Below are 13,569 nucleotides of genomic sequence, written 5' to 3'. Positions count from 1 at the left end.
GCTTCAGAGCCCTCGGAACCAGGATCCGGCGGGCGCGCGAATCCACGCATTCCCGACCCCGTGCAATCAATGAAACGTCACTGTCCGACAAACGATTTTTCAGGAACGGTCAATTGATTTTCATGACCGCGCATTCGATTTTCACGAACGCAACCCATGCCCGGCATGCAGGCTCGGATTAAAAACAATGACGATGAATCCATGCATGCGGCATCCCCCGGAAAACCATCCGGAAACAGGCGCTCGCGGCTGCAGGCAAGCAGCCGCGAGCGCGGGACGCACGCCGCGGCAACCGGCGCTTCAGCGCGTCGGGCAAGGCAAACCGGCGATTGACATCATGCAGACAGCCCTCTCGTTTTGATTTTTTCCAACCCATCTTCATCCGTTCGACGACAAATCAACATTCACTTGACAAACAATTCGGATGACGAAACACTTCGCAAAAATTTTGAACCGGGCGGCAAGGCGAATTCGCCAGGAATTTCCATCTACCGCGCCGATCCGATCAGCGTGTCGGTACGCCGGAACAGCCATCTTCCGAGGCCGCCCCCCGTTGCCCGGACATCAACCTCAAACGGAGTCAGCATGAGCAGCATCTTCGTCTTCCTGTCACAGGCGCTGTTGATCGTGGCGGTGCCACCCCTGCTGATGAACACGCTGCGGGTCGGATCGGTCATCCCGCTGGTGGTGGTCCAGATCATGTTCGGCGTCGTGATGGGGCCATCCGGCCTTGGCCGTGTTTCCCCCGAAGCCTACTCGGCCCTGTTTCCTCCCGATTCGCTGAACTTCCTCTCCCATGTATCCGCGATCGCGCTGTTCTTCTTCGCGATCGTCACCGGCCTGCATCTCGACACCTCGAAGCTGCGCGGCCATGGCCGCAAGCTCGGCATGATCTCGCTGGCCAGCATGCTGGTGCCGATGGCGCTGGGCATGCTGGCGGGCATCGCGATCAGTCGCGCCTACCCGCAAGCGCTCGATCCGCTCGCCTCGCCCGCCGAATTCGTGTTCGGCATCGGCATCTGCTGCGGCGTCACGGCTTTGCCGGTGCTGGCCGCGATCCTGCGTGAAACCCACCTGACCTCGCGCCGCCTCGGCCAGTTCGCGCTAGCCCTCGCCGCGGTCAACGACGGCATGCTGTGGATCCTGCTCGCCGCCTTCCTGTCGGTGATCGGAACCGGAGCGGCCACCGGCGGCACCCTGGTGCTCGGCTCGACGCTCATCGTGCTCTACTTCGCCGCGATGCTGCTGGTCGTGCGTCCCGCGCTGCGTGCCTGGGCCAACCGTCGCCGCGCCACGCTCGACACGCAGATCCTGATCGCCTGCGGCGTGGCGATCGCCTCCGCCGCCGCCACCGAACATCTCGGCCTGCACTACCTGCTCGGCGCCTTCATCGCCGGCGCGATCATTCCGGCTGCCTGGCGCGATGCGCTGCTTGAGCGGATGCAGCCGATCACGGTCAACATCCTGATTCCGTTCTTCTTCATCAGCACCGGGCTGCGCGTGCTGATCGACGTCGACGCGCCGGGCTTCCTGCCGATCACGCTGCTGATCACGCTGAGCACGGTGAGCGGGAAGATCGCGGGCACCGCGCTGGCCAGCCGCGCGACCGGCGAGTCCTGGGGGTTCTGCCTCGGGCTCGGCGTGCTCGCTCAGGCGAAGGGCCTGATGGAACTGGTGGTCGCGACCATCCTGCTCGACTCCCATGTGATCTCGCGCGCCGTGTTCTCCGCGCTGATCCTGATGGCGCTGATCAGCACGGCCTTCGCGATGCCGCTGCTGAAACTGAGGCCGGTACGCACCGCCACCCAACTGGCCTGATCCGCATCCGGCAACGATCGAGGCGCAGCGAACACGAAATCGCTACATCGCGGCCAAGTATATCGATAGCATTTCCGCATCTTTAGCGGCCGACGAAACACCGCGCGAAGCGGCGAAACTTCCGAGATTCGCTTTTTTCTGCCAAGTTTCGCTGGCCCCGAATTAGCGCTGTCACGCTTTGCTATAGTCCACTCGAGCCCGGCGCACGGCGCATCCCGCCACCGCGCCGCGGCGCGTCGGGCCTTCACTGACGAGAGTCGAATCGGGGAGGCGAGATGCTGAAGACACTGATGTTTCCGGGCCAGGGTTCACAAGCCAAGGGCATGGGCGCGGCGCTGTTCGAGCGCTTCGCCGACCTCACCGCGCGCGCCGATGCCGTGCTCGGCTATTCGATCCGCGAGCTGTGCCTCGACGATCCACGCGACGAACTGAATCGCACGCGCTACACCCAGCCGGCGCTCTACGTGGTCAACGCGCTGGCCTGGCAAGCCTGGCGCGAGGACAACGCCGCGCAACCCACGCCAGATTTCCTCGCCGGACACAGCCTCGGTGAATTCAACGCCTTGCTCGCCGCCGGCTGCTTCGATTTCGAGACCGGCCTGAAGCTGGTAATGAAACGCGGCGAGCTGATGAGCGAGGCGCGCGACGGCGCGATGGCGGCCATCGTCAACGCGAACCGCGAGCATATCGAGCGCACGCTGGCCGAGCACGGCCTGCACGACACCGCGATCGCCAACGACAACACGCCGAACCAGCTCGTGATCTCCGGCCCCGTCGACGAGATCGAGCGTGCCGAGCCGCTGTTCCAGCAGGAGCGCGTGCGCTATCTACGACTCAATACCAGCGGTGCGTTTCATTCGAAATTCATGCGGCCGGCCCAGCAGGCCTTCGCGACCTTCCTGCAATCGTTCCGTCTCGAGGATCCGGCGGTGCCGGTGATCTCGAACGTTTCCGCCCGCCCCTACGAGGCCGGCACCGTTGCCGACGGGCTGGCGCGACAGATCGCGAATCCGGTGCGCTGGACCGAAAGCGTCGGGTATCTGCTCGCGCTGGCCAGCACGCGCGGCCAGGAAATCGAATTCGTCGAGCTCGGGCATGGTGATGTGCTGACGCGTCTCGCACACACGATTCGCCGGCTCGCGCCCTCCAAGCCCGATTTGCCGAGCGGCAAGCCGCAGGAATCCATTGCTCCCGCCGTCACCGCCTCGGTGCCGAATGCGGCGGAGCAGGTCGCGGACTGGAACCTCCGGCATCCGATCGGCGCGCGCGTGCGATCGTCGCGAGTGCCGGACGACGCTCTCGAGACGCGCAGCGCCGCGATGGTCCTGTTCGGGCATCGCGCCGCCGTCTACATGAAGGGCTACAACGGCTACTTCGACCTGCAGGAAGTGACGCCGCTCTGACGCGGATCTCCCGGGAGCGACGAGCGCCGGGCAAGCTCGCTCCCCTTCGTTCCCCAACCAGCCGCTCCTCGCACGACAGCGCGCGAACGCGTCGTTCGTCGCGACACGTGCATGAGCGTGCGCGGAAATTTCATCAAACGGATAGAAGGGAAAGTGGGCTCGAACGAGCCCGAACGCGCAATTGCGCAGCCGCACCGCCGAACGTCGGTACGAGGAATCTGGAGGCGCGAGCTGGAGTCGAACCAGCCTGAGCGGCTTTGCAGGCCGCCGCATGACCGCTTTGCTACCGCGCCCTGGTGGCTTTCATTCCCGCCATCGATATCGCCGACCGTGGTGGGCGGTTTTACTTCCAGGCTGCCAGCTTTTGCGTGGCGACCGGGTCGTTCAAAACCGTAAGACGAATATATCCGAAACCGATCCTGTAAAAACCCAAGTGACGAAACATGGCGGGAACCAGCGAAATTCTTCCGTTTCGTATTACTCCGCATAACTTCGCCGCATCCAAAACCACCCTCACCATCGACATCTCGATAAGCGAGACCCATAGGCTCATTACATATTGATGTCGACACACTTCACCCGATACTCGAGCCGAGCTGCTTAAACAGTTATTGAATTCGATAATTACGAGCCGCCGGGCCCACGCAACTAAATAAACCAGCGAACGTTGTCAACTGTCAGTTTTTCTAGGTTTTGAGAGTTTTTTAAATTCGCATGCCCTCGATGGTCTTGGCGAGCGATGGAGCGCCCTCATCCGGCCATCCGCGAAAATCCCGAAGGGCGGTGTCCTGAACTCCCGGTGCCTTGCCTGGAGCGGGGCTGCGGGAAGAAGCGGGAAACCGCGCGAAGTCGGCCGAGGTCGCGCATCGGAATTTCCTATCGATTCAATTCACTTCGGTACTTTTTTCCTGAAATCTCATGACCGCGATCGAATTGGCGCGCCGCACCCAATCAAGCGCTTTCCAGACCTGGATCAGTTCATTCTTTTATCCGCCGAACATCGTAATTTCCGTAACTTTCCGGTCATGTATTTCTATCTTGCAACCCAAAAATCCATGGTGTAGGATGGCCGCTCAAAAATCATATCGCCGACATTGGTCTTAATCCCTTCCGATTATCTCTGCCCGTTTTTATTGCACACCGATTTAACGTTCCGTGCAGCAAGGAGAATGACCCAATGACAGCCGTTGGTATCGAGGCGCTCAATGTTTATGCCGGGGCCGCCAGTCTGGATGTTTCCCGACTGGCGGAGCATCGCAATCTGGACATGGCCAGATTCCAGAATCTGCTGATGCGGGAAAAATCGGTCGCGCTGCCCTATGAGGATCCGATCACATATGGCGTGAACGCCGCGAAGCCGATCATCGACGCGCTCACGCCCGACGAGCTCGAGCGCATCGAGATGCTCGTCACCTGCACCGAGTCGGCCTTCGATTTCGGCAAGTCGATGAGCACCTACTTCCACCACCACCTCGGCCTGAAGCGCAACTGCCGCCTGTTCGAAATCAAGAACGCCTGCTACTCGGGCGTCGCCGGGCTGCAGACGGCGATCCAGTTCGTGCTGTCCCAGGTCTCGCCCGGCGCCAAGGCGCTCGTGATCGCCACCGACCTGTCGCGCTTCATCGTCGAGGACGGCGGCGAAGCCCTGTCGGCCGACTGGTCCTTCGCCGAGCCCAGCAGCGGCGCGGGCGCGGTGGCGATGCTGGTCAGCGACACGCCCCACGTGTTTCGCATCGACGTGGGCGCGAACGGCTACTACGGCTACGAGGTGATGGATACCTGCCGTCCCACCACCGATAGCGAAGCCGGCAATTCCGACCTGTCGCTGCTCTCGTATCTCGACTGCTGCGAGAACGCATTCGCCGAATATCAGAAGCGCGTGTCCGACGTCGACTATGCCAGCACGTTCGGCTTCGTGGCCTTCCACACCCCGTTCGGCGGCATGGTCAAGGGCGCGCATCGCAACCTGATGCGCAAGACAGGCCGGCGTTCGACCCAGGAAATCGAGCAGGATTTCCAGCTGCGCGCCGGCCCCGGGCTGGTCTATTGCCAGCGGCTGGGCAACATCATGGGCGCCACCGCGATGCTGTCGGTCGCCAGCACGATCGACAACGGCGACTACCGCACGCCGCAGCGCGTGGGGGTGTTCTCCTACGGCTCGGGCTGCTGCTCGGAGTTCTTCAGCGGCGTGGTGGACCAAGCCGGCCAGCAACGCCTGCGCGAGATGCGCATCGGCGAGCAGCTCGACCGTCGATACTCACTTTCGATCGAGGAATACGAACAGGTGCTGACCGAGAGCCGCGTGGTGCGCTTCGGCACGCGCAACGCGACCATCGACAGCGGCTTCCTGCCGGCCGCACGCCGCTCGCATGGCCGCGAGACGCTCTTCCTGAGCCGGATCAACGAATATCATCGGGAATACGAATGGATATCCTGACCCGGCCCGTCGATCACGAAACGATCCGGGTGCGCCACGACGGCGACATCTGCTTCCTGCAGCTGTATCGACCCGATGCGCAGAACGCGATCAACAACCGGATGATCGCGGAATGCACGCGGGTGCTGGAGCAATGCGAGTCGACCGCGAAGATCGTCGTGCTGCAGGGGCTGCCCGAGGTGTTCTGCTTCGGCGCCGATTTTTCCGAAGTCAGCCAGGCGCCGGGCACGCTGATCGATTCGGATGCCATCTATGGACTGTGGCAGCGCCTCGCCACCGGCCCCTACATCACGATCGCCCACGTGCAGGGCAAGGTCAACGCGGGCGGCGTGGGTTTCGTGGCCGCCTGCGATATCGCGATCTGCGACGAGGCCGTGCCTTTCAGCCTCTCGGAGCTGCTGTTCGGCCTGATTCCCGCTTGCGTACTGCCGTTCCTGGCGCGCCGGATCGGCGCGCAGAAAGCGCACTACATGACGCTGATGACGCAGCCGGTCAGCGCCCAGCAGGCATTCGCCTGGGGGCTGGTCGATGCGGTCGGCGCCAACACCGAGGCGCTGCTGCGCAAGCACCTGCTGCGCCTGCGTTACCTGCCCAAGACATCGGTGGCTCGCTACAAGGCCTTTTCCGCCACGCTGGACAGCACGCTCGCGGCCTCGCGCCGGGAGGCGGTGGGGGTGAGCATCGAGATGTTCGCGGATCCCGACAATCGCAGGAAGATCACGCGCTTCGTTGAGACCGGAAAATTTCCTTGGGAGGCCGACTAAGTGGACACGCAAGAACGTGTGGTGGAGCTCCGCGAACTGGAAGCCGGCGTGCTCCAGGTCGTGATGCAGGATCGCGCGAACAAGAACACGTTCTCCGATGCACTGATTCGCGGGCTGGGGGATGCCTTCGACGCGATCCGTCAGGACCCGCATTGCAAGGCCGTGATACTGACCGGCTACGACAACTACTTCGCCAGCGGCGGCACCCAGGACAGCCTGATGTACCTGTCGGAGGGCAAGGGCACCTTTGCCGATATCGCCGCCAGCGGCAGCCGCAACGGCATCAACCTCTACAGCCTCGCGCTGAACTGTCCCGTGCCGGTGATCTCGGCGATGCAGGGGCACGGTATCGGCGGTGGTTTCGTGATGGGCCTGTTCGCCGATTTCGTGGTGCTCGGCAAGGAATGTCTCTACACCACCAATTTCATGAAGTACGGCTTCACGCCGGGCATGGGCGCGACCCTGGTGCTGCCGCAAAAGCTGGGCCTGCCGCTCGCGCAGAACATGCTGATGAGCGCGCGCTCGTTCTACGGCGACGAACTGCAGAAGCTCGGCGTGCCGTTTCCGGTCGTGCCGCGCGCCGAAGTGGCTGCCTGCGCGCTCGAAATCGCGCGTAGCCTCGCGGAAAAGCCGCGGTTCTCGCTCGTCACGCTCAAGGATCACCTGGTCGCCGATCTGCGTACGCGGCTGGCCGGCGTGATCGAGCAGGAACTGGTCATGCATGAAAAAACCTTCGGTCAACCGGAGGTCCGGGAGCGCATTCGTTCGCTCTTCGGTCAATAAATACGACATACAACTCCGCCGCTCCAGCGGCGATACCCAGTCAAGGAAGCGCTGCCATGGACCTGCAGCAGATCGTCGAGCTGATCGCTCGACATACGAAAGAAGTGATTCCCGGGCTCGACCGGCACACGTTCCGCGCCACCGATGCGCTCAAGGATCTCGGCGCGAATTCGCTCGACCGATCCGAGATCGTCATCATGACGCTCGAATCGCTGTCGCTGCGGGTACCGCTCGTCGAGCTGGCCGGCGCGCGCAATATCGGCGAACTGGCGCAAGTGCTTCATGCGAAGCTCTGAACGCGACGAGATCCTCGTCACCGGAATCGGCGTCGTTTCCGCCATCGGCCAAGGCCGTCAGGCCTTCACCGAAGCGCTGCTGGCCGGCCGCCACGGCTTCGGCGTGATGCGCCGGCCGGGGCGGCAGCTGCCCGACGCGGAACCGGCACGGGATGCCGACGCGCCGCCGTCCGGCTTCCTCGGTGCGGAGATCGGCACGCTCGACGCGAGCGCGATTCTCGGCGCGCATCAGCGCAAGGCATCGCTGAGCGCGCAGGCCGCCGTCATCTGCCTTCGCGAGGCCTGGGACGATGCCGCGCTCGGCGAGGTCGACCCGCTGCGGATCGGGCTCGTGATCGGCGGCTCGAACTTTCAACAGCGCGAACAGACACTGGTCCACGACGCCTACCGCGACCGCGGCGCGTTCGTGCGCCCCGGCTACGCGGTGTCCTTCATGGACAGCGACCTGTGCGGCCTGGCCACCGAGCTGTTCGGCATTCGGGGCGCCGCGATGACGGTGGGCGGCGCTTCGGCGAGCGGCCAGCTCGCGGTATTGCAGGCCGTTCGCCTGGTGGAATCGGGCAGCGTCGATACCGCGATCGCGCTCGGTGCGCTGATGGATCTCTCCTACTGGGAATGCCAGGCATTCCGCTCGCTCGGCGCGATGGGCTCCGACCGGTTCGGCAATGATCCCGGCGCGGCCTGCCGGCCGTTCGACAAGGATCGGGACGGCTTCATCTATGGCGAATGCAGCGGCGCGGTGGTGGTCGAACGCGCCTCGCGGCTGCGCCGCCCGCGCGTGGCGCCCTACGCGAAGTGGCTCGGCGGCTACCTGCGCATGGACGGCTCGCGCGAACCGGCGCCCTCGCTCGAGGGCGAGACCGCCGCCATCGAGGGCGCGTTGCACGACGCCGGCATCGACGCGGCCAGCGTCGATTACGTGAATCCTCACGGCAGCGGCTCGGCGCTGGGCGATGCCACCGAGCTCGCCGCGCTCGGCCGGGCCGGACTCGGGCACGTCTGTCTCAACACCACGAAATCGCTGATCGGCCACGGCCTGACGGCGGCGGGCACCGTCGAGCTGATCGCCACGCTGGTCCAGATGCGCGTGCGCCGCCTGCATCCGAGCCGCAACCTCGACCAGCCGATCGATCCTCGCTTCGACTGGGTCGCTGCGCCGCGAGATGCCGAGATCCGACGGGCGTTGACACTGAGCATCGGCTTCGGCGGCATCAACACCGCGCTCTGCTTCGAGCGCTGTTGACGCTGCGCGCGCAGGCCAAGGTTGGGATGAGAAGAGACATGAGCGATTATCTGGAACAGGAAGCACGCATCGAGCGGATCACGATTCGTGACCCCGAGGCGCGCACATGGTTCGAACGCGGTTTGCTGTGGGCCTACGGATTCAACTTCGAGGCCGCGGTGGACTGCTTTCAGCAAGCGGCCCGGATCGATCCGGATTGCGTGATGGCCTACTGGGGTATTGCCTACGCCTCGGGCTGCAACTACAACAAGCAGTGGAAGGTGTTCCATCCGCGCATGATCGCGCGCTGCATGAAGCTCGCGCGCAAGGCGATCCAGCGCGCCCATGCCTGTACGGCCGACGCCGGCGACCTGGAAATGGGGCTGCTGCGGGCCATCGAGTGCCGCTTCCAGTCCGAGGGCGCCCATGACGAGGCCTTGCTGCGAAGCTGGAACGACGATTACGCCCGAGCCATGCGCGAGGTCTATCTGTCGAATCCCGACAACCTGGACGTGGCGGCCTTGTTCGCCGACGCCTTGATCAATCGCACGCCGTGGAAGTTGTGGGACATGTCGACCGGCAAGGTCGCCGCGGGCGCCGACACCGACGAGGCGATCGCCGTGCTCGAACGCGCGCTGGCGCAGGTCGACACGCACCGGCTGCCCCCGCACGCGGGCCTGCTGCATGTCTACATCCATACCGTCGAGATGTCGCCCAGCCCCGAGCGGGCCCTGCGGGCGGCGGACACGCTGCGCGAGCTGGCGCCTGATGTCGGCCATCTGCTGCACATGGCCTCGCATATCGACATCCTGTGCGGTCACTACCACGACGCGGTGACGGCCAACGACCGTGCCATCGCCGCCAACCGGCGCGTGCTCGAGCAGCACCCCGAATGGCTCGAGTTCCGGCTGTACTGCGTCCACGACATTCATTTCAAGATCTACGCGGCCATGATGCTCGGCCGCTTCCAGGCTGCCTGGCAAGGCGTGCTCGAGCTCGAGGCCCTGATCACCGAGCCGCTGCTGGCGATCGAGCAGCCGCCGATGGCCTATCTGCTCGAAGGCTTTCTCGCGGTGCGTGCGCACGTGCTGATCCGCTTCGGCAAGTGGCGCGAGATTCTCGAGCAAACGTTCCCGTCCGATGCCGCGCTCTACTGCAATACCACCGCGATGCTGCACTACGCGCGCGGCATCGCCCACGCCAACCTCAAGCAGCACGAAGCCGCGGCACGCGAACGGCGGGCCTTCGCAGAGGCACAGGCCGCGCTGCACGAGCACCGCTACGTGACCAACAATACCTGCGCGGACCTGCTCCGGGTGGCCGCCTGCGTGCTCGACGGCGAAATCGCGTACCACGAGGACCGCTTCGACGAAGCCTTCGTCCAGTTGCGGCGCGCCGTCGAGCTCGACGATGCGCTGGAGTACATGGAGCCGTGGGGCTGGATGATGCCGACCCGCCATCCGCTGGGCGCGCTGCTGCTTGCCCAGGGCCGCGTCGAGGAAGCCGAGCGCGTCTATCGCGCCGATCTCGGGCTCGACCCCACGATCTACCGGGCGCTGCAGCATCCCGGGAACATCTGGAGCCTGCAGGGTTACCTCAGTTGCCTGCGCCAGCTCGGCAAGCACGAAACGGCACAGGCCCTGCAGCCCGCCCTCGAGGTGGCACGCGCGCGTGCCGATATCGAGATCGGTGTGTCCTGCTTCTGCGCGAGCCCCGCCAGACGCAGCTGCTGCCACTGAGACGCGGTCGGGAGCACGCGCAGCAGTCGAGGGTCGGGTCCGGAATCCGACATTCCTTTGAAAACAAAGCAGTCCTGATTGACTTGATCACCCACAACAGACAAAACCGAAGCGAGGGAGTTGACATGAACGGCACACAACGATTTCCGATGGACATGCCATTCGGCTGGTTCTGCATCGGCTACAGCGACGAGGTGGCGATCGGCGACGTCAAGCCGATACGCTACTTCGGCAGGGATCTGGTGATGTTTCGCGGCGAATCCGGCGAGATCGGCGTGCTCGACGCCTATTGTCCCCATCTCGGCGCGCACCTCGGACATGGCGGCAAGGTCGAGGGCGATTCGCTGCGTTGTCCGTTCCATCACTGGGCCTACCGCAAGGACGGTTTCTGCACCAGCATTCCCTATGCACGCGAGTTGCCGGCGATCGCGCAGCGCGAGCCGATCGCGCAGCCCTATCCCGTCGTCGAGCGCAACGGTGCGATCTGGGTCTGGTATCACCCGCAGCAGCTCGCGCCGAGCTACGAGGTTGCCGAACACGAGGAATTCGTCGCACCGGGCTGGAGCAAGCCGGTACGCCGCTTCTGGTCGTTCGCCAGCAATCCTCAGGAAATCGCCGAGAACGGCGTCGACACCGCGCACTTCAAGTACATCCACCAGATGGATGCGATGCCCGAGGGCGAGGTCAGCTACGACGGCCATATCCGGTTCAGCAAGACCACGGGCGAAACCTCGATGATCTTTCCCGACGGCGTCACGCGTACGGTCGAGACCGGCACCCAGGTGATCAACAGCGGCGCGGGCCAGAAGATCTCGCGCTTCACCGGCTTCGTCACGATCTCGTTGATGGAGATGGCCACGCCGGTCGAGGTCGATCGCGTCGAGCTGCGCTTCTGCTTCGCGTTCCCCGAGTGCCCCGAGGGTTCGCCGGCCTGGGAAGGCGCCATGAACACGGTCGGCTATTTCGGCGGACAGCTCGGCATCGACGGCGATATCCCGATCTGGGAAAACAAGATTCATCGTACGAAGCCGATCCTCTGCGACGGCGACGGCGCGATCATGCGATTCCGTCGCTACTTCGAGCAGTTCTACGCACCGCGCGTGGTGCCGGTGGCAGTCAGCGCCTGAGCATCACGTCGTCGTTTCACCTATCGGCCGGCGATTCGCCGCGAGCAGGTGCCGGATGCCGCCGGGCATTCCCGGCCATCATTCGCCCGCGCCACGCCGGCCGGCCCCGCACCCTGTCTCCGAGCCGATCGGAGCGGTGGAGGGCCGTTGTACGCCTCACACCATGATGGAGTTGCGCATGTTTTGTGATTTCTATTTCCCGTTGATCGCCGTTCTCGCCTCCCCGTCCGCGCAGCCGGGACTGCGCTCGAAGATCCGCGAAACGCGCGTCCTGTCCGCCTATGCCGACCTCGCACGTCTCGTGCAGGACGGCTGCGGCGACGCGGAGCGCGCGTATCGGATGCAGTTGCATGCCGACATGCAGCTCGCCATGGGGCTGGAATTCGATGCGGAGGAATCGTATAGACGGTCACGCAAGCTCATGCATGCGTCCAAGGACGAAATTCGCCTGCTGTCGTTTCGCAATACCGGATGGCAGGCCTTGTTCCGGCGCCGGCTCGGCACCGCGATGGCCTGCTTCGCGAGCGTGACCAGCGAGGCGTCCGTCGCCCCCTGTCGCCACGTCGAGGGGCTGTTCGGAACGCTGTGCGTGTGGTTCGAGCTCGGCCATCTCGATGAAGCCGGCCATCTGCTCGACGAGATCGAACTGGCTATCGAGCAACGCCTGTCGACACACGAGGATTTCGGCCTGTGGCGCGAGTTCGCACGCACCCTGCGTGCCGACCTGGACGTGCAGCGCAGCCTGCGCCACGCGCCGGAGCTCGCCGATCACGTGTACTGGCAATCCGCGCGCCTGAGCGATCCGCTGCGCCCGCCCGCGCCGCGCGACAAGCCGCGCGGCCGGCTGCTCGACGAGCGAGAGGTGCAGGTCCCGCTGCTGCGTTCCCGGCTCGATTTCCGCACCTCGCTGCATCGGCTCGCCAGCGGCCACGGCGAAGCCATAAACGACTTGATGCGGCACCTGGACTGGGCCGATGCGAACGGCCTGACCGCCTACCAGAGCTCGGTACGCCAGGAAATCGCGCTGGCGAGCCTGATCGGCAATGCCCCGCATCTGGCCGAAATGGTGCTCGCTCCGCTCGCCAACGAGATCCGGGTTGGCCATGATCACCGCCAGCTCGAGATCCTCTACTGCCTGGCAAAGGTGCACCAGGCCCAGGGGCGTACCCACCACTCGCAGCAGCTCTACAGCCGCTACGCGATGACGGCCGTGCACTGTGCCCGCAAGGGCGCTTGCGACCTGGCACGCAGCAACTCGCAGCGGCACACGCCCTACGTGGCAGACGACATCAGCGCACGCCTGCCGGCCAAGTACCGTCGCGCCTATCACTTCCTGCTCGACAATCTCGAGCGCAGCGATCTTTCGATCGGCGAGGTCGCGGAGGTGATCGGCGTCACGGTGCGCTCGCTGCAGAACACCTTCAAGACGAGCCTCGGCGCCACTCCTTCGGAGATCATCCGGCGCGAACGGATGAAGCGCATTCATCTCGAGCTGCAGGGGGACGACGCCGCGTTCGGCCAGCGCGTGCTCGACTCCGGCAACCGCTGGGGCGTGCCGAACCGCTCCACGCTGCTCAACGCCTACAAGCGGCAGTTCAACGAGGCGCCGGCCGAAACCCTGCATCGCAAGCACCACTTCAATGCCGCCGAGGATCTCGGCACGGGCGTGCTGGCCGGAGTCGGCGTGGGCTCGCATCCGATCGCCAGCCGCCCCCAGCCCGAACCGAGCATATCGACGGCCGACTGAGGCCGCGCGGGCCGCCGGGCAGGCTTCGCCGGCGGCCCGCAGGCCTCGCGCGACGCGAGCCCTATGCTAAGCTCACGTCCTGTCGCCCGAGGCCGCGGGACGACCATGGTGCCGCGAGGAGAATCCCTCGGTGCCCGGGCGACCCGAGCGCGTGCCGCGCCGGATCCGCCGATCCGCATCGCAAGCGGCACGCAGGCATCCGGCCTGGCCCATCACCCCGGCTGGCAACCGAA

At 64.7% G+C, this 13,569-nt stretch carries 9 protein-coding genes, 1 tRNA gene and 1 pseudogene; 10 read left to right on the top strand and 1 reads right to left on the bottom strand.

Annotation, left to right across the window (positions count from 1 at the left end):
- Nucleotides 1-585: 585 nt before the first annotated feature.
- Nucleotides 586-1,818, top strand: coding sequence for a cation:proton antiporter (locus tag FB600_RS07240; protein ID WP_013689035.1), 1,233 nt, complete (start codon nt 586-588; stop codon nt 1,816-1,818).
- 247 nt (nt 1,819-2,065) lie between these two features.
- Nucleotides 2,066-3,221: pseudogene (fabD, locus tag FB600_RS07235) on the top strand (ACP S-malonyltransferase).
- A 219-nt stretch (nt 3,222-3,440) separates the two neighbouring features.
- Here fabD and FB600_RS07230 read toward each other — a convergent pair.
- A tRNA-Cys gene (locus FB600_RS07230) sits at nt 3,441-3,514 on the bottom strand.
- A gap of 884 nt (nt 3,515-4,398) precedes the next feature.
- Here FB600_RS07230 and FB600_RS07225 point away from each other — a divergent pair.
- The 8 genes from FB600_RS07225 (at nt 4,399) to FB600_RS07190 (ending at nt 13,336) form a co-directional block, all read left to right on the top strand.
- A complete protein-coding gene (locus tag FB600_RS07225; protein ID WP_013689033.1) occupies nt 4,399-5,658 on the top strand; it encodes a hydroxymethylglutaryl-CoA synthase family protein in 1,260 nt (419 codons plus the stop codon).
- Entirely contained in the window at nt 5,646-6,422 is a 777-nt protein-coding gene (locus FB600_RS07220) for an enoyl-CoA hydratase/isomerase (RefSeq protein WP_013689032.1), read from the top strand. Before FB600_RS07225 ends, FB600_RS07220 begins: the two co-directional genes overlap by 13 nt.
- Nucleotides 6,423-7,205, top strand: coding sequence for a polyketide synthase (locus tag FB600_RS07215; protein ID WP_013689031.1), 783 nt, complete (start codon nt 6,423-6,425; stop codon nt 7,203-7,205).
- A 56-nt stretch (nt 7,206-7,261) separates the two neighbouring features.
- Entirely contained in the window at nt 7,262-7,501 is a 240-nt protein-coding gene (locus FB600_RS07210; RefSeq protein WP_013689030.1) for an acyl carrier protein, read from the top strand.
- Nucleotides 7,488-8,744 carry a beta-ketoacyl synthase N-terminal-like domain-containing protein gene (locus FB600_RS07205; RefSeq protein ID WP_145756442.1) on the top strand — a complete coding sequence of 419 codons (1,257 nt, stop codon included), beginning with the start codon at nt 7,488-7,490 and terminating at the stop codon, nt 8,742-8,744. The genes FB600_RS07210 and FB600_RS07205 overlap by 14 nt, the downstream gene beginning before the upstream one ends.
- Nucleotides 8,745-8,782: 38 nt before the next feature.
- On the top strand, nt 8,783-10,462 hold the full coding sequence (locus FB600_RS07200) for a tetratricopeptide repeat protein (RefSeq protein ID WP_096752322.1): 1,680 nt from the start codon (nt 8,783-8,785) through the stop codon (nt 10,460-10,462).
- 125 nt (nt 10,463-10,587) lie between these two features.
- Entirely contained in the window at nt 10,588-11,589 is a 1,002-nt protein-coding gene (locus FB600_RS07195; protein WP_013689027.1) for a Rieske 2Fe-2S domain-containing protein, read from the top strand.
- A gap of 178 nt (nt 11,590-11,767) precedes the next feature.
- Complete coding sequence (locus tag FB600_RS07190; protein WP_013689026.1) at nt 11,768-13,336, top strand: helix-turn-helix transcriptional regulator; 1,569 nt, start codon at nt 11,768-11,770, stop codon at nt 13,334-13,336.
- Nucleotides 13,337-13,569: the final 233 nt, after the last annotated feature.

It is taken from the genome of Burkholderia sp. SJZ089 (assembly GCF_007828315.1).
In the GTDB taxonomy this organism is placed as follows: Bacteria; Pseudomonadota; Gammaproteobacteria; order Burkholderiales; family Burkholderiaceae; genus Burkholderia; species Burkholderia gladioli.
Note: the sequence above shows the minus strand (reverse complement) of the source record. Positions and strands in the feature narration are given on the sequence as shown.